This is a genomic window from Xenorhabdus anantnagensis (assembly GCF_028598555.1).
Taxonomy (GTDB): Bacteria; Pseudomonadota; Gammaproteobacteria; order Enterobacterales; family Enterobacteriaceae; genus Xenorhabdus; species Xenorhabdus anantnagensis.
In genome coordinates, this window is the sequence record NZ_JAQRFN010000001.1 from 224,379 (window position 1) to 246,045 (window position 21,667).

The window sequence follows — 21,667 nt, forward strand, 5'->3', positions numbered from 1 at the left end:
TTCTGAGATTACATACTTAATACTACAAAGTGTCTCCCTGAAAGCACGATGAGAATGATAATGTTTATCAGTTACATTTGTAAAGCACTTTATTGAGAATTCTTCTCATTATCGTGATCTATCCGTTGTTTTTGAGCAAAAAGCGTTAATTAAGTTACAATGGCCAAATTCTTTTTTATGACTGACATTTTATATGCGCTATTTGATTTACTGGATCATATTATTGATTTCCGCCCCAACTCTGGCGGCCAAGAATGTTATTCCAGAAACTATTGCGGAATCCATTCCAGAACCAAAGCCAAACAATACATTGGAAAGTCTGTTCCATATTCCGACAGCTTTACAACAGAGTGGATTTATTTATTGCGTTAATGGCAATTTGAATACGTTTAATCCACAAATGGCTATCAGTGGCTTGACCGTGGATACTCTTGCTGCGCAGATTTATAACCGCCTGTTGGGAGTTGATCCCCTTACCTATAATTTGGTTCCTGAGCTGGCTACTGACTGGGAAATTCTGGACAATGAGACAACCTATCGCTTTTATCTGCGCCATAATGTTGCTTTCCAATCAACCAATTGGTTTATACCAACCCGCACTATGAATGCGGATGATGTCATTTTCAGTTTCCGCAGGCTCTTCGATAAAACACATGATTATCATAAAGTTAATGGTGGTCATTATCCCTATTTTGATAGTTTGCAATTTGGTAATTCGGTGAAGGATATTCGAAAAATTGACGAATATACTGTTGAATTCCACCTTAATTCTCCCAATGCGTCTTTTCTCTGGTATCTAGCAACACACCATGCACCTATACTCTCTCAGGAATATGCTCAAAAGTTGCAGCAAATGCATCGACAGAAGCAATTAGACTGGAAACCTGTTGGAACAGGCCCCTTCATGATGAAGGATTATAGGATGGGACAATTTATCCGCCTTGTTCGCCATGATAAATACTGGAAAGGTAAACCACGTATGGAACAGGTTGTTATAGATACGGGTACTGGCGGTACAGGCAGGAGCTCAAAACTACTCACAGGTGAATGTGATGTACTGGCTTATCCCGATACTAACCAGCTTAACATTGTACATAATGACCCGAATCTGAGTCAGACATCACAGTCTGGCATGAATGTCGCTTATCTCGCATTTAATACCAGCAAACCACCGTTAAATAGGTTGGAAGTTCGTCAAGCTATTGCTTATGCCATCAATAACCCACGTCTGATGCAATCCATTTATAATAAAATGGCAGAAACGGCAACCTCTATTTTGCCTGATATATCATGGGCATATGATCAGAGTATTGAAATTACCGAATACGATCCTGAAAAGTCCAGCAAGATGTTAAGTGAACTGGGATTAAGTGAATTGGAATTAACATTATGGGTTCCAACAGCTTCACAAGCTTATAATCCACGTCCTCTGAAAATGGCAGAGTTAATTCAGGCAGATTTAGCAAAAGTGGGTATTAAGATATCTATTCATCCCGTCGAAGGTAGTTTTCAGGAAAATCTGCAAAGGAATAAGGACTATGATATGGTACTGGCGGGCTGGTCTGCCGACAGCAATGATCCCGATAGCTTTTTCCGTCCATTACTGAGTTGTGCCGCAATTGCCTCTAAAACAAACCTGAGCCGCTGGTGTAATTCAGCTTTTGATGATGCTCTTCATCAAGCCTTGTTAAATCAACAAATTATCTCACGCAAAGAAAATTATTTTTTTGCACAAAAAATCCTCGCGCAACAATTACCCTTGCTGCCATTGGCTTATTCAATGCATTTACAGAGCTTTCGCAATAATATTAAAGGATTGGTATTCAGCCCGTTTGGCGTTGACGCCTTTGACAAGGTTTACCGTGCACAGGAAGCTACCGTTCCTGATGAAAATAAAAAGGGAAGCAAATGATTATTTATATCCTACGTCGTTTGTTACTTCTGATTGCGACATTATTTTTTCTTTCGTTGATTAGTTTCAGCCTGATGTATTTCACACCTAGTGGTTCCTTGAGTGGAACACCGCTGTTAGATGCCTATGTATGCTATGCCCATAACCTGTTTCAATGGGATTTTGGTGTTTCCAAAATTAATGAGCAACCGGTTATTGAACAACTGTACGCTGTTCTCCCCGCGACTATGGAGCTTTGTATCCTCTCTTTTTTTATGGCGTTGTTAATTGGTATTCCACTTGGGATTATTGCTGGTGTCTGGAATAATAAAAAAGCAGATATCATTATCAGCACACTTACCCTATGTGGTTTTTCCATCCCGGTTTTCTGGCTGGCTTTGCTGCTGATCCTTCTTTTTTCACTTAGCTTACATTGGTTACCTGTTTCAGGGCGATTTTATCTACTCTATCCAATGGAACCTGTCACTGGTTCCGCACTGATTGATGCTTGGCTGTCAAAGGCGCCTTATCGCAATGAGATGGTTATTAATGTCGTTATGCATATGATACTGCCCGTTATCACTCTGGCTGTTGTCCCTACAACAGAAGTTATCCGTTTGATGCGCAATAGTGTTGAAGAAATCTCAGGTGCAAACTATATCAAATCAGCAGCAACCCGTGGTTTATCTCGGCTAACAATCATTCGGCGTCACTTATTACACAATGCCTTGCCTCCCATCATTCCTAAATTAGGATTACAATTCTCAACTATGCTCACATTAGCTATGGTGACGGAGCGAGTCTTCGACTGGCCAGGTTTAGGGCCTTGGCTCATCAATGCTATCCAACAGCAAGATTATTCCGCAATCTCAGCAGGTATCATGGTGATAGGCACACTGATTATTTCAGTTAATATGCTGACAGATATTATTGGAGCGATAGCTAATCCTCTGAAGCATAAGGAATGGTATGCCCTTAGATAATTTTTACCGAGAAAAGAAAACACCATCACCATTGAAAGTTATCTGGCGATTTTTCTATGCTGATGTATTGGCGATGACTGGTTTTTATGGGGTATTAATTTTAATTACACTGAGTTTGTTGGGAGTGTATCTCGCCCCATATCCACTTGATCTACAATTTGATAACCAGCTTACACCACCTTCATGGTCGCATTCAGGCAACGTCTCTTTTTTCCTTGGAACTGACGATCTCGGCCGTGATATTTTCAGCCGTCTATTGATTGGCACATCTTCCACATTTGGGGGAGCTTTGGTTGTCACTACAGCGGTAGCCATTGTAGGATTAATCATCGGTAGCCTTGCCGGAATGACGCGTGGATTGAAATCAGCGGTTCTGAACCATATTTTTGATACTTTACTCGCTATTCCTTCGTTGCTACTGGCTATCATTGTTGTTGCTTTTGTTGGGGCCAGCCTGCATCATGCCATGATTGCCGTTTCGCTGGCATTACTGCCAAGAATAGTACGCACTGTTTATACAGCTGTGCATAACGAACTGGATAAAGAGTACATTATCGCAGCACGCCTAGACGGTGCTTCAAACCACCATATTTTACGCTATGCCATTTTTCCCAATATCACCGCAGTGATAGTCAGTGAGTTAACTCGTGCTTTCTCCATCGCTATTCTTGAGATTACCGCGTTGGGATTTCTTGATCTTGGTGCACAAAGACCATCTCCTGAATGGGGGGCCATGATGAAAAATTCATTGGAACTACTCTATAATGCACCATGGACTGTTATGTTTCCCGGAGCAGCAATTATGCTCAGCGTCCTACTGGTTAACTTACTGGGTGATGGCCTCCACCGTGCTATTAATGCAGGAGTCGAATAATGCCGTTACTCGATATTCGAAACCTCACCATTGAATTCATGACGGCAGAAGGCCCCGTCAAAGCCGTTGACCGAATGAGTATTTCACTAACAGAAGGTGAAATACTGGGTTTGGCTGGTGAGTCAGGATCAGGTAAGAGTTTAATTGCCAAAGCGATTTGTGGTGTTACCAAAGATAACCTTAAGGTTACTGCCGATCGTTTTCGTTTTAACGATATTGATTTATTGCGCCTGACGTCACGACAGCGCCGTAAGGTGATTGGTCATAATATTTCAATGATTTTTCAGGAGCCACAATCGTGTCTCGATCCATCAGAAAGTGTCGGTAAACAGATTATTCAATCTATTCCTGGATGGACATATAAAGGTCGTTGGTGGCAGCGATTTAACTGGCGAAAACGCCGTGCGATTGAGTTGTTGCACCGTGTTGGTATTAAAGATCACTATGATATTATGCACAGTTATCCTTATGAATTAACCGAAGGTGAATGTCAAAAAGTAATGATTGCCATTGCGCTTGCCAACCAACCAAGGTTACTGATTGCCGATGAACCAACCAATGCAATGGAACCTACGACGCGGGCCCAAATATACCGTTTACTTTCAAGCTTAAATCAGAACAACAATATGACTATCCTGTTAATCAGTCATGACCTGCAAATGATGAGTAAACTGGTTAAACGCATCAATGTTCTGTATTGTGGCCAGACTGTAGAAAATGCCACCCCAGATGAATTGCTGCTGAAACCTTATCATCCCTATACTCAAGCTCTAATCCGTTCAATTCCTGATTTTGGCAGCCAATTACCACACAAAAGTCGGTTAAATACGCTGTCTGGAGTTATTCCATCACTGGAACGTCTACCGGTAGGTTGCCGCTTGGGGCCACGTTGTCCTTATGCACAGAAAACCTGTATTGAAACCCCACGATTACGGGTGATCAAAAACCATGCATTCGCCTGCCATTTCCCTTTGAATATTGAGGAATCGTAATTGGTTGAGACATTATTGGAAGTTAAAAACCTGACTAAAACATTTCGCTATCAAACCGGGTTATTTCGCCGTCATCAGCTTGATGCCGTAAAACCGATAAGTTTTACCCTGCAACCGAAAAAAACACTGGCTATCATTGGTGCAAATGGTTCCGGTAAATCCACATTAGCAAGAATGCTATCTGGAGTTACCGAGCCGACTTCAGGTAATATTTTGATTAACGGTCATAAGCTGTCTTACGGAGATTACAGTTATCGTAGCCAGCGCATTCGCATGATTTTTCAGGATCCCAGCACATCACTGAATCCTCGCCAGCGCATTGGCCAGATTCTGGATATACCGTTAATCTTGAATACGGAGTTGCCCCCCTCTGAACGGGAAAAACGCATTAACCAAACATTGCGTCAAGTTGGTTTATTGCCAGATCATGCCAATTATTATCCACATATGCTCGCCTCAGGACAGAAACAGAGTGTAGCTTTGGCACGGGCTCTAATATTACAACCACAAATTATTGTTGCAGACGAAGCATTGGCTTCCCTTGATGTGTCAATGCGCTCCCAAATAGTCAATCTGATGTTGGAATTACAAGAAAAACACGGAATTTCATACATCTACGTCACCCAACATCTCGGTATGGTGAAACATATCAGTGATCAAATACTGGTGATGCATCAAGGAGAAGTTGTCGAACGTGGTAATACAGCGGAGGTTCTGGCTTCTCCACTGCATGTTATTACACGTAAATTGATAGCCAGTCATTTTGGTGAGGCCCTGTCTGCTGAAGCATGGCGACAGGATATCACCTGATGTTTTTATTGGGTGTATTTTTAATCACTGATCGGAACAGAATGGGAAACTCACCACATTTCTCTCCGGCATGGTAGAATCACCTCCGTTTATTCACAATAAATACCGCAGCCATGGTTGGATATTTGTTATTTTTGTTTCCCCATGACTCTCGGTGTTTGATCACAAAGAACAATTTTGATCACAAAGAGTAATTTTGATCATAAAGAACAATAAGGATACTGCTATGGGTTTCATGACCGGCAAGCGCATTCTCATTACTGGTGTCGCCAGCAAACTGTCTATCGCTTATGGAATTGCCAAGGCAATGCACGACCAAGGAGCGGAGCTAGCTTTTACCTATCAAAATGACAAATTGAAACCTCGTGTCGAAGAATTCGCCGCATCTCTGAATTCGAATATCATTCTGCCATGTGACGTGGCTGAAGATGAAAGTATCGACGCATTGTTCGTTGAACTAGGTAAAGTATGGCCTAAATTCGATGGTTTTGTTCACTCCATCGGTTATGCACCAGCTGACCAGCTTGATGGCGATTATGTTAATGCTGTCAGCCGTGAAGGCTTTAAAATTGCACATGACATCAGTGCATACAGCTTCGTCGCAATGGCGAAAGCCTGCCGTGAGATGCTGAATCCTGGTTCTGCTCTGCTCACCTTGAGCTATCTGGGTGCAGAGCGTGCCATTCCTAACTATAACGTCATGGGTCTGGCGAAAGCCTCTCTGGAAGCAAACGTACGTTATATGGCAAATGCAATGGGTGTTGAGGGTGTCCGTGTTAATGGCATCTCTGCTGGCCCAATCCGTACTCTGGCGGCTTCAGGTATCAAAGATTTCCGTAAAATGCTGGCGCATTGTGAAGCAGTTACACCTATTCGCCGCACTGTAACAACAGAAGATGTTGGTAATGCTGCTGCCTTCTTGTGCTCAGATCTGGCTGGAGGTGTTACCGGTGAGATCTTGCATGTTGACGGTGGCTTCAGCATCGCGGCTATGAACGAATTAGAGTTAAAGTAATCGTTCGTTGATATATTGAAGATGGTCTCATCCATAAAATTATGGTTGAGACTGTCTCTTTCTTGTTACCCTCAATTAGGTAGCGCCAATATGTTAGCTAAAACTATATGTTAGCCAAAACTATCGAAAGCGAAAGCATAATTTCACTGATAATTTTCAGTGTCAGTCTATTCTTACCGCATGAAGCTGATGTTCTGGAGTGACCATCTTATCTTGTGCAGCAACAATCTGTAATTCGTATTCTTCACTCTTTTGTGTTTCCAACATCACTTCGTAAACTGCGGCGGCAACATGTTCTAATGCAGCTTGCAATGCTTCATTTGTCAAAGAGGAATTTTTCAATAGATTGACGAGGAACAAACCACTCGTTAAGTCACCAACACCAACTGGCTGACGTGTTCCCGTATCAATTAATGGGCGACTAATATGCCAACTATGTTCTTTCGTCACCAAAAGCATTTCAAAACAATCTTTCTGATAGCCTGCACGACTCAAATGTTTAACCAATACAATCTTAGGACCTTTTTCACATAACTCACGAGCTGCGGATATAGCTTGTTCTACATTTTCAATTTTCCGCATGGTCAGTGTTTCAAGTTCCAATAAATTAGGCGCGATGATATCACTGGCAGGTAATGCTTTCTCGCAAAAGAATTCCGCAACACCCGGAGCAACTATACATCCTTTTTCCGGATGTCCCATTACAGGATCACAGAAATACCATGCGTCAGGATTGGCTTCTTTAACCTGCTTCACGATATCAAGGATATAACTTCCCTGCTCTGGAGAACCAATATAACCACTTAAAACGGCATTACAGGATGCTAATTTATTAATTTCACCAATTCCCTGCACGATTTCAGTCAAATGTTCAGGTGGCATCACACAACCACGCCATTGAGGATATTGAGTATGGTTTGAAAATTGAACTGTATTTAATGCCCATACGTTCACTCCCATACGACGCATCGGGAAAACGGCTGCGCTATTTCCTGCATGACCAAAAACAACATGAGACTGAATTGAAAGAACATTGTTCATGATAAGGCCTAGTTTATTATTTTTGATTTATAAATATACCCGCCGTCTTTCAAGCTGCATCTTTGTTGGCTGCAACTTAAAATCCATAGGGTATAGATGATATCTATAAAAATGCCAGATACATTAAGGGCAACAATAATGTTGCCCTTAATAATATTAATTAATTATTTCCAATTGATAAGGCAATAATGCTTCTTACCACGGCGTAATAAACTATAACGCCCAAACAAACGATCACTCTCTGCAAACACATACATAGGTTCGGATTGTTTTTCACCGTTGATGGAAACTGCATTAGAGCTGATCATGGTACGAGCCTGACCACGGGAAGGAACAAATTCGGCTGTAACTAGTGCTTGTTGCAGATCGGCATCTTTTTCAAGTTCAATTGCCGGCATTCCATCTTGTGCTAATTGGGCAAAATCATCTTCAGTCAAATCAACAATCGCACCGGAGAACAAACTTTCAGTGATACGCTTCGCCGCTGCAAGGCCTTCTTCGCCATGCACCATACCAGTAACTTGTTCTGCCAGTACATATTGAGCACGTGGAGCTTTACCACTATTTTTATCTTCTTCTTCTAGAGCATTAATTTCTTCAATATCCATGAAGGTAAAGAATTTCAGGAAACGGTAAGCATCTGCATCTGCTGTGTTAATCCAGAACTGGTAAAATTTGTATGGGCTGGTTTTCTTTGGATCCAACCAAACTGCACCACCTTCTGTCTTACCAAATTTAGTTCCATCTGATTTGGTGATCAATGGTACTGTTATCCCAAACACTTGTTTCTGATGTAAGCGACGAGTCAAATCGATACCTGAAGTAATATTGCCCCATTGGTCTGAACCACCAATTTGCAATTCAACGCCATATTTTCCATTCAGGTTTGCAAAATCATATGACTGCAACAGGTTATAAGAAAACTCAGTATATGAAATACCAACGTCATCACGGTTAAGACGTTGTTTTACCGCTTCTTTGTTGATCATCTGGTTGACAGAAAAGTGCTTACCGATATCACGCAGGAAAGTCAGCACATCCATTTTGCCAAACCACTCGTAGTTATTGGCTAACTCTGCACCGTTTTCGCCATCAAAACTAAGGAATGGGGAAACCTGATTGCGAATTTTTTCAACCCACTCTTTGACTGTTTCTTCTGTGTTTAATTTGCGTTCAGTTGCTTTAAAGCTCGGATCGCCAATCAAACCTGTCGCCCCACCGACCAACGCAATAGGTTTGTGCCCAGCAAGTTGGAATCGTTTTAAACACAGCAAGGGAACCAGATGGCCCAAATGCAAGCTGTCAGCGGTAGGATCGAAGCCACAATAGAGAGAAACTGGACCTTGCGCCAGTCTCTCAGTTAACGCCGCTTCATCCGTTACCTGGGCAACAAGGCCCCGTTCTTGCAGTTGTTTAATCAGGTTATTGCTAGACATTAATGACTCCATCGGTTTGTATACTTTACCTATATATCCCCCTTTCTTTCAGGCTGCCACTTTATTGATTATGCTAAAACCTGAAATCTATTAGGTATATAAGTATCTCGTTATAAATCATGTGCTATAGCATAAAACGCCAGTAATATAAGTGCCAGTATTAAAAATGGTAATTATACTTTTCACTTTGCAAATCACTGCCTTATTAGCTGTAATTTGCAAGCTATTGAGCATTACTCAATTTATAGCCTTGTATATTGAACGGTTATAGCGTTTTGTTATTAAGGGGCCAACCGATCAACATGCCATTTATCACCTTCACGCTGATATAGAAAACGATCATGAAGACGATGAGCACCGCCCTGCCAGAATTCGACCGAATCAAATTCGACCTTGAATCCCCCCCAGAAACTGGGAAGAGGGACCTCTCCATTCTGAAATTTCTGTTTCAATTCCAAAAATTTTCCTTCCAAAATGCCTCTGGCAGAAATTTTTGAGGATTGCTGAGAGGCCCAGGCTGCAATCTGGCTATCTCTCGGACGGCTATGAAAATATTTCACTACTTCAATCGGAGACAAACGCTCAGCTTTGCCAAGGAAACTAACTTGTCGTTCCAATTGATACCAAGGAAAATGGAGACTGATCCGGTTATTCTGAGCCAGATGTTTTGCCTTACGGCTGCCAAGATTGGTATAAAATATCAAGCTATGGGCATCAAAATGTTTTAACAGAACAATGCGCTGATAAGGTTGTCCGTTCTCATCTACTGTAGCAATACACATTGCCGTCGGATCGCTGAGTTTCGCTTCACAAGCTTGTTTTAACCAACGTTCAAAAAGTTTAATTGGTTCTTCAGTAAGATCTTTTCGCCTTAATCCATCACGTATATATTCGCGACGCAGTTCTGCGATAGCTGTTTCATTATTTTCTGACATTTCTAATTTCTCGGTTTCTTAATGAGTATTAGCATTTCATTGTTATCTGCTAGCTAACTGTCTTCTAATAATAGTCATTGATTAACTGATCATGATCCAACCAATTATCTGATAACTGGATAAATTGCTCCTAAAATCGTTTCTCTATCCGCACCTGTTACTGATGGCAAATTACCAGATAATCCAGACATTGTTCGGAATGCCAACCAAGCAAATGCCAGTGCTTCCATATCGTCACCACTCAAACCATATTTGTCTGTTGTAGTTACTTCAGTATCCGGTAATAAAGTCGATAACCGATTCATCACAAGTGGATTACGTGCCCCACCACCACATACTAAAAGACGCTCACACCCACCACTTAGCATAACTTGCTGAACAATGCTTACGACCGTTAACTCAGCTAATGTTGCTTGAACATCCACTGGTTCAACCGCAGGAAAATCAGCCAGATGTTTTTCCAACCATGTCATATTAAAGTATTCTCGCCCTGTACTCTTCGGTGCAGTACGTGCGAAATATGGATCAGAAAGCATTTTTTGGAGCAAAGATTCATTGACAGTACCTTCACTAGCCCATAGTGCATCTTTATCGTAAGGTAACTGCTTATGCCGCCATGTCCAAGCATCCATCAGCATATTTCCGGGACCAGTATCATATCCTTTAACGGCAGAATTAGGCAGAAGCGCTGAAATATTTGCTATTCCACCAATGTTCAAAATAATACGCCTTTCTGTAGGATGGCCCAATACAGCCATATGAAATGCTGGCACCAAAGGTGCTCCCTGACCACCATAAGCCATGTCACGCCGTCTGAAATCACCGACTGTTGTAATATTAGTCAATGCTGCTACACGGTTATTATCGCCGATTTGCATGGTAAAAGGCTTTTCACCATCCGGTTCATGCCATACGGTCTGTCCATGACATCCGATTGCTGTAATGTCATTTGCAGTCAGCCCTGCTTCATTCAACAATCCTTGAACAGCTTCCGCAAAGAGCGTTCCAAGTTCATAGTCAAATCTTCCGACCATTGATAATGTCGTTTGCTGCCCTTGACAAATAGAAAGCAATTTTTGCTTAAGTTCTTGTGGGAAAGAATGATTATAACTCACTTGTTGAATCACAACCTTATCACTAATCTCCGCCAAAATAACATCAACCCCGTCCATGCTAGTGCCAGACATCACACCAATATAACGTCCTGATTTCATAAATATTCCTCTATTAAATAATGGATTGCATTTAATCTTACATAAACTATAAGACACATCCTATTCGGACTATATGTTTAATGATCATTATCAGAGGTAAAATCTGAGTTTTGGAAAGCTCTTCACAAAACATGCTAAGCTTTTGGTCAGGAATTATTCCTTTGCGAGTTCATTGTGAGCATTTATTATAAGCGTGGATATATACCATTAGTTGCTGGCAAAGCTATCAGTTCAGCTGCTAACAATAGCAGCCGAACGTTTGATTATAGATCTATTATCAAATTTCCCTATTGGGCATTAAAATTAGGAGTAACTATGTTAAAACGTTTCCTGGTTGGTGCAGTTGTAGTAACCACCTTGTCTGGTTGTGCAGACATGGGAGCACTCTCTGGTGACACTTATTCTATTGGTCAAGCCAAACAAGCCCAAACTGTAGCTTATGGCACCATTCTGTCAGTACGCCCCGTCACTATTAAAGGCAAACAAGCTGGTGATCCTAATGTCTTAGGTTTTATTGGGGGAGCCGTTTTGGGAGGATTGTTAGGTAATACCATTGGTGGTGGCTCTGGCCAAAGGCTTACAACAGCCGCAGGCGCTATTGCCGGTGGTCTGGCAGGCCAAGGAATCGAAGGTGCTATAGACCAAGCAAAAGGTGTCGAATTAAACATTCGTACAGACAATGGAAAAAACATCATTGTAGTACAAAAATTAGACCGCACTGTATTCAGCAGAGGACAACGCGTTCAGATTGCAGACAACGGAAGCTCTCTGACAGTGTCACCACTCTGAAATATTCAAATAACACAAGAATAAAAAATCGCGGTTTACCAGTAACTGGATCTAGACCGCGATTTTTATTACAGATTAATTTTTATATTACCTGTTTATGTAATTGGCTAATATTTTTTTCAATTTTTTTTATTACAGAAGCAAGTAGAATTAACTCATCATGAGTAATTCCCTCCAAGATTTCTTTTCTTGTCGAATCAATAACACTATCCACTTCTCTAATAAAAGTTTCCGATTCTCCGGTTAATTTGATTCTTTTTGCGCGTCGATCATTGACACATGTGTGCCGTGTAATCAGTTTCTTTTCTTCTAATTGATCAAGCGTTCTCACCAGAGATGGTTGCTCAATACCAATAGCTTTTGCGAGCTGTATCTGTGATTGCTCTGGTGGTAGCTGACTAATATTGTATAGAGTAACCCAATGCGTCTGAGTTAATTTCAATGGTTTCAAACGATGATCAATTAAAGCGCGCCAAACACGGACTAAACGTGCCAGATCTGATCCCAATGTCAATTCCAATTACCCCTCCTTATAATTAGAGACTCATAACATCAATGAATTATCCAATCAGTTTATTCATATAAATAATGGATACGCATCCTATATCATGCTTACATTAGCAGAGTCAGAAATTTCGCTAATAACCTAATTAGTGTCGCGTTGGCTTGTTACTCAAAGTTGACATCTTCGTCGCCCTAAAGAGCGAAGTTGTACGGCGCATCGAATAAAATCGCGCATTAAACCACCAACGATATAAACTGTATAAAATAATCTTCTAACTAAACTATTATAATTTTAAATATCAATAAAAAAGATACAAACCCCCAAAATATATACATTTACACTCGGTTAAAGTTCTATAAGAATAACCGCCATCCAAATACTAATCTATATATTTTTACATTAATATCATTTTTCTCTTACAGAAATTGACAATATTATAATAAATAACATAAAAAACAACAAGATAACAAATTAGCTCCTTTATTGTTCAATAAATAATTCTTTAATAAGAAATTTTTACTGAAATGCCTTAGCCAGTCAACAGGAGTGATATTTTGAAATGACTTATGTCAAATAAAAGAAATGTAATATAAATAATATACCATTTATTACTGGTAATATTGCTTATTTTTTCGTTCACCCTAAACCATAATTCATATAAATGATATTTTTTGATCAATTCGGAATAAAACTAAAATAAATCGGGTTGTTTTGGGATAATATTTTCATTGGATTCCTTATATCTTAATTCCCTTAGATATCTATAATGACATAACCGCAATATTTTTCTTTTTTCGCTATCCGATAATTTCATCCACATAAATCGCTCTTCCCTACTACGGTAACATCCTCGGCAAAAACCACGGGAATCAGATTCACAAACTCCTCGACAAGGGTTTGGAATAGCAAAGAATTCTAATTGTTCGGCCATCTCATCCTCCTGCATTTAGGCTTATCAATTATTTTCAAGATGAAACTATTTGTTGGCAGTATAAACCGCAATCAATACATTTCAAAACAAAATAGTAACATTAAGAAACAAAATAAACGAACAGGACAATTTGAATTATTTTACCCATACACGTTATAGTTAACTAGAGATATGCAGATATGTGAGCAAGGTTTTGCAACGAAAGCTACATTTCGCAATAAAAGCTATATTTCGCAATAAAATTATGAAGATCAAGAGGTAATCATGCGTTTACTCCATACTATGATCCGTGTTGGCAATATGCAGCGCTCGGTTGATTTCTATACTCAGGTAATGGGTATGCGTTTACTTCGCACAAGTGAAAATCCAGAGTATAAGTACTCTCTCGCATTTGTTGGTTACACCGATGAAAGCCAAGGTGCGGTCATTGAGCTAACCCACAATTGGGGAGTTGAAAACTACGAAATGGGAACTGCATTTGGGCATATCGCCTTAGGCGTTGATGATGTTGCAGCAACCTGTGAACGCATCAAACTTGCTGGAGGAAACGTGGTTCGCGAAGCAGGACCGGTTAAAGGTGGAACAACAGTCATTGCGTTCGTTGAAGATCCCGATGGTTATAAGATTGAACTCATCGAAAATACAAGCGCCAGCAGTGCATTAGGCAACTAACTCGATCAATAAAGACCAATTTATAGCTAGAAATTATTCATGCACGTACAAAAGGGCATATTCTATTGCCCTTTTTTATCCTGATAAGATAAGTATTACTTCTGCAAGACACACCAAATTTTGTCATAATATCCACTATTCTAGAGTCAAAAACAGAATCCTGAAGCTAAGAACTGAAAATCAGATGTCTAATCAAAACGATCAAAATATGCTAAGTGGACGCTTTCGTGGCTACTATCCCGTTGTCATTGATGTCGAAACCGCTGGTTTTAATGCGCGTACAGACGCTTTACTTGAAATTGCTGCAATTACTTTAAAAATGGATGATGAAGGCTGGCTAACACCTGCTGATACACTGCATTTCCATATCGAGCCTTTTGAAGGAGCTAACCTTGATCCTGCTGCTCTCGCTTTCACTGGCATTGATCCCACAAATCCCTTACGAGGAGCCGTCAGTGAATACACTGCTTTGCATGCTATTTTTAAAATGATCCGTAAAGGCATGAAAGACACTAACTGTAATCGCGCGATTATAGTCGCCCATAATGCCAATTTTGATCACAATTTTGTCACGGCCGCTGCTGAACGTTCTGGTTTGAAACGCAATCCATTCCATCCGTTCGCTACTTTTGATACTGCGGCGCTCAGCGGATTGGTTCTTGGCCAAACAATTTTAGCCAAAGCCTGCATCACAGCGGAAATTCCGTTTGACAGCAATCAAGCACATAGCGCTCTTTATGATACTGATCGAACAGCCCTGCTTTTCTGCGAACTCGTTAATCGCTGGAAACGGTTAGGTGGTTGGCCACTACCTACCCCTGACACTGCTGACTGCGAGTCCTAAAAAAGTCAGCCCCATACTTATAAAAAGTATGGGGCTACGAAAAATATTCATCATTCAGATGAATTACTGATCTTTTTCCTGCTCACGATACTTATCAGCAGTCTCTTTGATCAGCGTTTGTAGTTCACCGCGCTGATACATCTCAACAAGAATGTCACAACCTCCCACCAGTTCACCATCAACCCAAAGCTGAGGAAAGGTCGGCCAATTTGCATATTTAGGCAATTGAGCACGGATATCTGGATTTTGCAGAATATCCACATAAGCAAAACGTTCACCACAAGCTGATAAAACCTGAACTGCCTGTGCAGAGAAGCCACAGTTTGGCAGTTTAGGAGAACCTTTCATATATAGCAGAATTGGGTTTTCTCTGATCTGGCGTTCGAGTTTCTCAATAACCGCATCTGCTGTTGTATCAGTAACTGTATTAGTATTTGTATTAATATTCGTCATTTTTGCTTCCTTAAAACTGCAAGCGCTATTCATCAATATCAGATAAAGATTGATTCAGAATACCACTTTATACTCTAATTTTTCTACCATGAACTTTATTTGGCAAATTTTTGCCATGATCTGTAGCAAGTAATCATTAGATATTTTCATTCCAACTGACTGTATTTAATCCATGTTACAGTTCAGTTCTACGTCAGTTCGCAACCTAGTCGTATCTTTTCTCCTGTTATTTAGCAGAAAAGTTGTTAAGATAATTACCAAACAGCAATATGATAATAAGCTTAAATTTGCCCTGCTCATGATTAGGATTTTATAAATCATGGTTTGCGGAGCCAAAAACCCGATATTAAAAAGGAGCATGCAATGTCTTTTGAATTACCAGCATTACCTTATGCCAAAGATGCCCTGGAACCACACATTTCCGCAGAAACTCTAGAATATCATTACGGCAAACATCACAATACTTATGTTGTAAACCTGAATAATCTGGTTAAAGATACCGAATTTGCCGGAAAATCACTGGAAGAAATCATTAAAACATCTGAAGGCGGCATCTTCAATAACGCTGCACAAGTTTGGAACCATACTTTCTACTGGCATAGCCTGTCACCAAATGGTGGTGGCGAACCAACCGGAAAATTAGCAGATGCTATCAACAATGCTTTCGGTTCTTTTGCTGAGCTCAAGCAGCAGTTCACTGACGCAGCCCTGAAAAACTTTGGTTCTGGTTGGACTTGGTTGGTCAAGAAAGCTGACGGTACTCTGGCTATTGTTAACACTTCTAATGCAGCAACTCCACTGACTGGTGAAGATAAACCAGTTCTGACCGTTGATGTTTGGGAACATGCATATTACATCGATTACCGTAATGCACGTCCTCAATATCTGGAGCATTTCTGGGCTCTGGTCAACTGGAAATTTGTTGAAGAAAACTTAGCTTAATAAGATTAATTCTCACGCCAGTTTGAAATAACTAGGGCAGGTTTTCTTTCATTTGCTGAATTCCTAATGCTGGAGAACCCGCCCTTAAAGCAACGCCTTCAAAGCAAATGGCGTTACAAATTCTTCTCTTAGACCTTGATCAGATCAGACAGAGGCTTCCCAGAGAAACAATCATGATTAATGCACTACCGGCAGCCAATAATCCCAACTTCAGATCTGTATTCATAGAACATCCTCAATGTGAAAATTAAGACCCCCCAATACTATACGTTTTAATACCATAAGTTTTAATACTATAAGTTTTAAGTGGTCATTTGCCGTATTATTTAAAAACCATATTGCAATATTTAATCCATACTCTTTATAGCATTGATTATTGCTTTCACTTTTGAGCTAGATCAGACAAAATCCAAGGTTTATCGCTAAATTATTGCCAACCACCACTCTATATATAAATATGTTGGCAAACGATTAACAAATATCTATACCCGATAGATTTCAAACCTCGGTGGTGTGCAAGTAAGCGCAGTCAACTAAACAAGTTTGAAAGATAAAGGGTATATAAAGTTAGACCATAAGGTCAGGAGTCCTTTTTATCATGGCAACGATCAAAGATGTGGCTAAACACGCTGGTGTTTCGACCACAACCGTATCCCATGTTATCAATAAAACCCGTTTCGTCGCCGAAGATACAAAAGCTGCAGTTTGGGCTGCTATTAAGGAACTGAACTATTCTCCCAGCGCCGTTGCCCGTAGTTTGAAAGTTAATCACACTAAATCCATTGGGTTATTGGCAACGTCAAGTGAAGCACCTTATTTTGCTGAGATCATAGAATCTGTTGAAAATAGCTGCTATAGCAAAGGTTATACACTGATTTTATGTAATTCTCATAACAACCTTGATAAACAGAAAGCTTATCTCGCGATGCTGGCGCAAAAACGCGTAGATGGTTTGCTGGTCATGTGTTCAGAGTACCCTGAACAGCTTTTAGGTATGCTGGAAGGCTATCGTAATATTCCTATGGTGGTGATGGATTGGGGAGAATCCAGAGGGGATTTTACCGATGCAATTATTGATAACGCTTTTCATGGAGGTTATTTAGCTGGACGTTATCTCATTGAGCGCGGCCACCGTGATATTGCATCCATTCCTGGGCCATTAGCAAGAAACACTGGCGGAGGGCGCCATCAAGGTTTTCTCAAGGCACTGAAAGAAGCCAATATTACTATTCGGGATGAGTGGATTGTTCAGGGTGATTTTGAACCTGAGTCCGGTTATCAAGCCATGTGCAAGATCCTTAATCAGAAACAACGCCCAACGGCTGTTTTTTGCGGTGGAGACGTCATGGCGATGGGAGCGATTTGTGCAGCCGATGAGTTAGGGTTACGCGTTCCCCAAGATATCTCAATCATCGGTTATGACAATATTCGCAATGCCCGCTATTTCACGCCAGCGTTGACAACCATCCACCAACCCAAAGAACGTTTAGGGCAAATGGCTTTTTCGATGTTACTGGACAGAATCGTCAATAAACGTGAGGATGCACAAACTATTGAAGTCCACCCACGCCTTGTTGAACGGCGCTCTGTTGCGGATGGACCTTTTATTGATTATCGTCGCTGACGGTTAATTTTCTTGCAGCCATTCAGCATTAAGCGTTTCGCTATCCCCTAGATAATCAAGTAACCAACTTAATGCCGGTGAATGGCTTTTTTGCGACCATGTCAAGCAGCATGGGCTATCAGGCAATGGTTGTTCAAGTTCGAGTGTAGTCAGCTTGCCTTTACGGATCAGCGGTAGTGCACGGTGCTTGGGAACCATTCCTACACACAATCCATCCATCACGCAACTTAATCCAGAATCCCAATCAGGAACAATCAACCTCCGTTGGTTATCCAAAGCCCATGTATCACGTTTAGGCAGGCTGCGTGAAGTATCCTCAAGACATAAACTGGGGTAAGGCCGCATTTGGTTATCATCCAATTTTCCTGATATTGCTGCCAGTTCATGTCCGGGGTTAGCGACACATAGCCATGGCATGAACCCCATATCCCTGAAGCTATATTGCTCCCCAACAGGGGAAGCACGTGTGGCCCCGATAGCAACATCCACTCGTTCGTCTACCAAGGCATCCCATACTCCGTTGAAAACTTCGGGATAGATAAATAATTCAATATCTGGAAAATGGCGATAAAAATCCAAAATTAGCCGAAGAGTTCGCTCTGGTTTTACTACCTGATCAACCGCAATACTAAATTGTCCCCGCCAACCATTGGCAACTTGTTGACACTGGTGCCGGGTGTGATTCATTTTTTTGATAACAGAACGAGCTTCTTTGACAAAAATAGCCCCCGCTTCAGTTAAATCAACATCACGGTGACGACGTTCAAACAAAGGCACTGCCAACCATTCTTCAAGCTGTTTGACCGTATAGCTGATAGCAGAAGGCACACGATGAAGCTCTGATGCAGCCGCACTGAAACTTCCTGTTCTGGCAACAGCATCAACGACTTCCAGAGAGTATTCAGACCACATATATCTTCCTTTCAATTTTTTTCATGGCATGGTGCAAATATTACCGCTTCACAAGTAAAAATCATGCCATATAAAATAAGCCGAATATTTATTTATCAACTACCACATCAAGTTATTAACACAATGACAACAAACAAAAACTCCATTCCATTCATGTTTTATCTCGCAGGCTTGAGTATGCTCGGTTTTTTGGCCATCGATATGTACCTGCCTGCTTTTGACATAATGAAAAAAGAATTAGATACATCAACAAATGCCATTAGTGCGAGCCTCAGCATTTTTCTTGCCGGGTTTGCTTTTGCCCAACTTTTATGGGGGCAATTGTCTGACCGTTTAGGTAGAAAACCTGTTCTTATTATCGGACTATCCCTGTTTTCCATTAGCTGTTTAGGTATGCTCTGGATAATTGATCCTATCCAGTTGCTTATATTAAGATTTATGCAGGCTGTTGGGGTTTGTTCTGCTGCAGTGACTTGGCAAGCTTTGGTTGTCGATAGATATGATGCAGAGCGTACCAAACGTGTTTTTGCCATGATTATGCCTCTGGTCGCCCTTTCCCCTGCTCTTGCTCCTTTGTTGGGCGCATGGTTATTGACACATAGTGGCTGGAGAATCATTTTCCTTGTTTTAATGATCGTAACGCTATTACTGCTAATACCTACATTTTCTCTGAAAAGTAACCGTACTAATATCGAAACCAGTTCCGATACGAAAGCAGTTTCTTTCTTTACATTACTAGCTTCCCCAGTTTTCAGCGGAAATGTATTGATTTATGCATCTTGCAGTGCAGGTTTTTTTGCTTGGTTAACTGGTTCACCAACAATTTTGAAAAATATGGGTTATGACTCTACCGACATTGGCCTAAGCTATATTCCCCAAACTCTGGCATTTATGATCGGTGGATATGGTTGCCGTATCTTATTGGAAAAAGTGAAAAGCGAAACAGTATTCCCATTTTTATTGGTGGGCTACGCTGTGAGCATGACTATTATTTACCTAGTTTCCATATTAGGTGAGCCTTCATTCATGACCATTCTTATTCCTTTTTGTGTGATGGCCGCAGTGAATGGTGCATCCTATCCAATTGCTGTGGCAAATGCCCTGTCTGTTTACCCCAAGAATAGTGGCAAGGCTGCTGCATTACAAAATACCCTGCAATTGGGCCTTTGTTTTGTTGCAAGCATGATCGTTTCTATATTTATGGAATCTCCTCTTGTATCGACTGCAACAATAATGGCATTGACTTCTGTTCCAATGGCTGTCGGCTATTGGTTGCAAAAAAAAGTTACTAAATAAAATAATAATTAAGAACATTATCATCTAAAGGTTACATCATTATGTGACCTTTAGGTGATTGTTTAAATACCATTTCACTCATATACTCATACAGATTCATTATTCTAAAAAATCGGAATTTGAGGTCCTTCAGAGCACTGAAGCTCTATTTAATTTCAGGATGAATAAGCAATATGTGCTTTCAATGTAATTTCCATATTATTTTCTAATAAATCTTCGAGGTTTTAACATAATAAAAATCAGCTACAAAGTGACGCCTCAAAATTCCATCACATAAATGTTGGAGAGTATATGAGTTCATCTTTCGTTGAAGGTAAAAAAGCAATAACTGATTCTTGGCATAGGATCGCCCATGAATTGCTTCAGGAAACTGATATTGAGATCAATGGCAAGCGTCCTTTCGATATTCGCATTAAAAATCCTGACTTCTATAAGCGCGTATTGAAAGAAGGTTCTTTGGGTCTGGGTGAAAGTTATATGGATGGCTGGTGGGAATGTGATCGCCTTGATATTTTCTTTTATAAAATATTACGGGCAGGTTTGGAGCACCGTATTCCTAAAAATGCTAAAGATATTTTCAAGATAATTATATCTCGTTTATTCAATTTACAATCTCCCAAACGCGCTTGGATTGTAGGTAAAGAACATTATAATTTAGGCAATGACCTTTTTACTCGGATGCTTGATCCTCATATGCAATATTCTTGCGGGTATTGGAAAGATACCAATACACTGGAAGAAGCACAATCTCATAAACTCCGTCTGATTTGCGAAAAATTACAATTATCCCCGGGCATGACTTTATTGGATATCGGCTGTGGATGGGGAGGTTTAGCAGCTTATGCAGCAAAAAACTACGGAGTATCTGTCACAGGGGTAACGATTTCAGCTGAACAACAAAAATACGCGCAGGAACGCTGCAAGGATCTAAGTGTAAAAATAATCCTTGAAGATTACCGAAACCTTAACCTTCAGTTTGATCGCGTTGTATCTGTTGGTATGTTTGAGCACGTTGGCCCTAAAAATTATGACAATTATTTCAATACGGTGAAAAAGAACCTGACTCCTGATGGTCTGTTCCTTCTCCATACTATCGGTTCCAATGTTGATAAATCAGGCGCTGATGCCTGGATCAGCAAATATATTTTCCCCAATGGCTGTTTACCATCAATCTCTAAAATTGCCAAAGCAACTAATGGAAAGTTTGTCATGGAAGATTGGCACAACTTTGGAGCAGATTATGATCGGACACTTATGGCATGGTATGAACGATTTACGGCCAGTTGGCACGAAATAGAGCATAATTACAGCCCTCGCTTCAAACGGATGTTCAGCTATTACCTGAATGCCTGTGCAGGCGCATTCCGATCAAGAGATATTCAGTTATGGCAGATAATATTTAGTCCACAAGGCATTGAAAAAGGATTGAGAGTACCTAGATAGTTCTCCTCAAGTGGCGTTCTCAATGCTACAGAAATATCATTTCTGTAGCATTTTCGTTCTATCGA

At 40.6% G+C, this 21,667-nt stretch carries 21 protein-coding genes; 13 read left to right on the top strand and 8 right to left on the bottom strand.

The window, feature by feature from the left end; all coding sequences use genetic code 11:
- Nucleotides 1-193: 193 nt before the first annotated feature.
- The 6 genes from sapA (at nucleotide 194) to fabI (ending at nucleotide 6,565) form a co-directional block, all read left to right on the top strand.
- Entirely contained in the window at nucleotides 194-1,912 is a 1,719-nt protein-coding gene (gene sapA / locus PSI14_RS00790) for an ABC transporter substrate-binding protein SapA (protein WP_273573944.1), read from the top strand.
- Nucleotides 1,909-2,874, top strand: coding sequence for a putrescine export ABC transporter permease SapB (gene sapB, locus PSI14_RS00795; RefSeq protein ID WP_273573945.1), 966 nt, complete (start codon nucleotides 1,909-1,911; stop codon nucleotides 2,872-2,874). Before sapA ends, sapB begins: the two co-directional genes overlap by 4 nt.
- Nucleotides 2,861-3,748 carry a putrescine export ABC transporter permease SapC gene (gene sapC / locus PSI14_RS00800; RefSeq protein ID WP_273573946.1) on the top strand — a complete coding sequence of 296 codons (888 nt, stop codon included), beginning with the start codon at nucleotides 2,861-2,863 and terminating at the stop codon, nucleotides 3,746-3,748. The genes sapB and sapC overlap by 14 nt, the downstream gene beginning before the upstream one ends.
- A complete protein-coding gene (gene sapD / locus PSI14_RS00805; protein ID WP_273573947.1) occupies nucleotides 3,748-4,740 on the top strand; it encodes a putrescine export ABC transporter ATP-binding protein SapD in 993 nt (330 codons plus the stop codon). The genes sapC and sapD overlap by 1 nt, the downstream gene beginning before the upstream one ends.
- Nucleotides 4,741-5,550, top strand: coding sequence for a putrescine export ABC transporter ATP-binding protein SapF (gene sapF / locus PSI14_RS00810; RefSeq protein WP_273573949.1), 810 nt, complete (start codon nucleotides 4,741-4,743; stop codon nucleotides 5,548-5,550).
- Nucleotides 5,551-5,776: 226 nt separating this feature from the next.
- Entirely contained in the window at nucleotides 5,777-6,565 is a 789-nt protein-coding gene (gene fabI, locus PSI14_RS00815; RefSeq protein WP_273554107.1) for an enoyl-ACP reductase FabI, read from the top strand.
- Nucleotides 6,566-6,727: 162 nt separating this feature from the next.
- Here fabI and pdxY read toward each other — a convergent pair whose 3' ends face one another.
- From pdxY to anmK, 4 genes are all read right to left on the bottom strand, one after another.
- Entirely contained in the window at nucleotides 6,728-7,606 is an 879-nt protein-coding gene (gene pdxY, locus PSI14_RS00820; RefSeq protein WP_273573950.1) for a pyridoxal kinase PdxY, read from the bottom strand.
- A gap of 164 nt (nucleotides 7,607-7,770) precedes the next feature.
- Entirely contained in the window at nucleotides 7,771-9,042 is a 1,272-nt protein-coding gene (tyrS, locus tag PSI14_RS00825; RefSeq protein ID WP_273573951.1) for a tyrosine--tRNA ligase, read from the bottom strand.
- A gap of 281 nt (nucleotides 9,043-9,323) precedes the next feature.
- The gene (pdxH, locus tag PSI14_RS00830) at nucleotides 9,324-9,977 is read right to left on the bottom strand and encodes a pyridoxamine 5'-phosphate oxidase (protein WP_273573952.1); all 654 of its coding nucleotides are present in this window, start codon (nucleotides 9,975-9,977) and stop codon (nucleotides 9,324-9,326) included.
- A 104-nt stretch (nucleotides 9,978-10,081) separates the two neighbouring features.
- Complete coding sequence (gene anmK, locus PSI14_RS00835) at nucleotides 10,082-11,191, bottom strand: anhydro-N-acetylmuramic acid kinase (RefSeq protein WP_273573953.1); 1,110 nt, start codon at nucleotides 11,189-11,191, stop codon at nucleotides 10,082-10,084.
- 315 nt (nucleotides 11,192-11,506) lie between these two features.
- On the opposite strand from anmK, the gene PSI14_RS00840 reads away from it, so the two are divergent.
- A complete protein-coding gene (locus PSI14_RS00840) occupies nucleotides 11,507-11,980 on the top strand; it encodes an outer membrane lipoprotein (protein ID WP_273573954.1) in 474 nt (157 codons plus the stop codon).
- An 82-nt stretch (nucleotides 11,981-12,062) separates the two neighbouring features.
- On the opposite strand, the gene slyA is transcribed toward PSI14_RS00840, so the two are convergent.
- Together slyA and PSI14_RS00850 are read right to left on the bottom strand one after the other, a co-directional pair.
- Nucleotides 12,063-12,500, bottom strand: a complete 438-nt coding sequence (gene slyA, locus PSI14_RS00845) for a transcriptional regulator SlyA (protein ID WP_273573955.1) — start codon at nucleotides 12,498-12,500, stop codon at nucleotides 12,063-12,065.
- Nucleotides 12,501-13,176: 676 nt separating this feature from the next.
- Nucleotides 13,177-13,416, bottom strand: a complete 240-nt coding sequence (locus PSI14_RS00850; RefSeq protein WP_273573956.1) for a DUF1289 domain-containing protein — start codon at nucleotides 13,414-13,416, stop codon at nucleotides 13,177-13,179.
- Nucleotides 13,417-13,680: 264 nt separating this feature from the next.
- On the opposite strand from PSI14_RS00850, the gene gloA reads away from it, so the two are divergent.
- Complete coding sequence (gene gloA, locus PSI14_RS00855; RefSeq protein WP_273573957.1) at nucleotides 13,681-14,088, top strand: lactoylglutathione lyase; 408 nt, start codon at nucleotides 13,681-13,683, stop codon at nucleotides 14,086-14,088.
- A 184-nt stretch (nucleotides 14,089-14,272) separates the two neighbouring features.
- Complete coding sequence (gene rnt / locus PSI14_RS00860; protein WP_273573958.1) at nucleotides 14,273-14,932, top strand: ribonuclease T; 660 nt, start codon at nucleotides 14,273-14,275, stop codon at nucleotides 14,930-14,932.
- 63 nt (nucleotides 14,933-14,995) lie between these two features.
- On the opposite strand, the gene PSI14_RS00865 is transcribed toward rnt, so the two are convergent.
- Nucleotides 14,996-15,385 (bottom strand): Grx4 family monothiol glutaredoxin, encoded by a 390-nt coding sequence (locus PSI14_RS00865; RefSeq protein ID WP_273573959.1) that lies wholly within the window; start codon nucleotides 15,383-15,385, stop codon nucleotides 14,996-14,998.
- Nucleotides 15,386-15,748: 363 nt separating this feature from the next.
- On the opposite strand from PSI14_RS00865, the gene sodB reads away from it, so the two are divergent.
- Both sodB and purR read left to right on the top strand, forming a co-directional pair.
- Nucleotides 15,749-16,327 (top strand): superoxide dismutase [Fe], encoded by a 579-nt coding sequence (gene sodB / locus PSI14_RS00870; protein WP_273573960.1) that lies wholly within the window; start codon nucleotides 15,749-15,751, stop codon nucleotides 16,325-16,327.
- A gap of 598 nt (nucleotides 16,328-16,925) precedes the next feature.
- Nucleotides 16,926-17,951, top strand: coding sequence for an HTH-type transcriptional repressor PurR (gene purR, locus PSI14_RS00875; RefSeq protein WP_273573961.1), 1,026 nt, complete (start codon nucleotides 16,926-16,928; stop codon nucleotides 17,949-17,951).
- A gap of 3 nt (nucleotides 17,952-17,954) precedes the next feature.
- On the opposite strand, the gene punR is transcribed toward purR, so the two are convergent.
- Nucleotides 17,955-18,863, bottom strand: a complete 909-nt coding sequence (gene punR / locus PSI14_RS00880) for a DNA-binding transcriptional activator PunR (RefSeq protein ID WP_273573962.1) — start codon at nucleotides 18,861-18,863, stop codon at nucleotides 17,955-17,957.
- A 123-nt stretch (nucleotides 18,864-18,986) separates the two neighbouring features.
- Here punR and punC point away from each other — a divergent pair, with 123 nt between their 5' ends.
- Together punC and cfa are read left to right on the top strand one after the other, a co-directional pair.
- Nucleotides 18,987-20,159, top strand: coding sequence for a purine nucleoside transporter PunC (punC, locus tag PSI14_RS00885; protein WP_273573963.1), 1,173 nt, complete (start codon nucleotides 18,987-18,989; stop codon nucleotides 20,157-20,159).
- A 291-nt stretch (nucleotides 20,160-20,450) separates the two neighbouring features.
- A complete protein-coding gene (gene cfa, locus PSI14_RS00890) occupies nucleotides 20,451-21,602 on the top strand; it encodes a cyclopropane fatty acyl phospholipid synthase (RefSeq protein ID WP_273573964.1) in 1,152 nt (383 codons plus the stop codon).
- Nucleotides 21,603-21,667: the final 65 nt, after the last annotated feature.

What these genes read in the sequence shown, in the direction of transcription:
- sapA (WP_273573944.1), top strand. Translation starts at nt 194, where the DNA reads ATGCGCTATTTGATTTACTGGATCATATTATTGATTTCCGCCCCAACT.
- gloA (WP_273573957.1), top strand. Translation starts at nt 13,681, where the DNA reads ATGCGTTTACTCCATACTATGATCCGTGTTGGCAATATGCAGCGCTCG.
- purR (WP_273573961.1), top strand. Translation starts at nt 16,926, where the DNA reads ATGGCAACGATCAAAGATGTGGCTAAACACGCTGGTGTTTCGACCACA.
- cfa (WP_273573964.1), top strand. Translation starts at nt 20,451, where the DNA reads ATGAGTTCATCTTTCGTTGAAGGTAAAAAAGCAATAACTGATTCTTGG.
- sapB (WP_273573945.1), top strand. Translation starts at nt 1,909, where the DNA reads ATGATTATTTATATCCTACGTCGTTTGTTACTTCTGATTGCGACATTA.
- rnt (WP_273573958.1), top strand. Translation starts at nt 14,273, where the DNA reads ATGTCTAATCAAAACGATCAAAATATGCTAAGTGGACGCTTTCGTGGC.
- sodB (WP_273573960.1), top strand. Translation starts at nt 15,749, where the DNA reads ATGTCTTTTGAATTACCAGCATTACCTTATGCCAAAGATGCCCTGGAA.
- pdxH (WP_273573952.1), bottom strand. Translation starts at nt 9,977, where the DNA reads ATGTCAGAAAATAATGAAACAGCTATCGCAGAACTGCGTCGCGAATAT.
- PSI14_RS00840 (WP_273573954.1), top strand. Translation starts at nt 11,507, where the DNA reads ATGTTAAAACGTTTCCTGGTTGGTGCAGTTGTAGTAACCACCTTGTCT.
- PSI14_RS00850 (WP_273573956.1), bottom strand. Translation starts at nt 13,416, where the DNA reads ATGGCCGAACAATTAGAATTCTTTGCTATTCCAAACCCTTGTCGAGGA.
- tyrS (WP_273573951.1), bottom strand. Translation starts at nt 9,042, where the DNA reads ATGTCTAGCAATAACCTGATTAAACAACTGCAAGAACGGGGCCTTGTT.
- pdxY (WP_273573950.1), bottom strand. Translation starts at nt 7,606, where the DNA reads ATGAACAATGTTCTTTCAATTCAGTCTCATGTTGTTTTTGGTCATGCA.
- PSI14_RS00865 (WP_273573959.1), bottom strand. Translation starts at nt 15,385, where the DNA reads ATGACGAATATTAATACAAATACTAATACAGTTACTGATACAACAGCA.
- punC (WP_273573963.1), top strand. Translation starts at nt 18,987, where the DNA reads ATGACAACAAACAAAAACTCCATTCCATTCATGTTTTATCTCGCAGGC.
- anmK (WP_273573953.1), bottom strand. Translation starts at nt 11,191, where the DNA reads ATGAAATCAGGACGTTATATTGGTGTGATGTCTGGCACTAGCATGGAC.
- punR (WP_273573962.1), bottom strand. Translation starts at nt 18,863, where the DNA reads ATGTGGTCTGAATACTCTCTGGAAGTCGTTGATGCTGTTGCCAGAACA.
- sapD (WP_273573947.1), top strand. Translation starts at nt 3,748, where the DNA reads ATGCCGTTACTCGATATTCGAAACCTCACCATTGAATTCATGACGGCA.
- sapC (WP_273573946.1), top strand. Translation starts at nt 2,861, where the DNA reads ATGCCCTTAGATAATTTTTACCGAGAAAAGAAAACACCATCACCATTG.
- fabI (WP_273554107.1), top strand. Translation starts at nt 5,777, where the DNA reads ATGGGTTTCATGACCGGCAAGCGCATTCTCATTACTGGTGTCGCCAGC.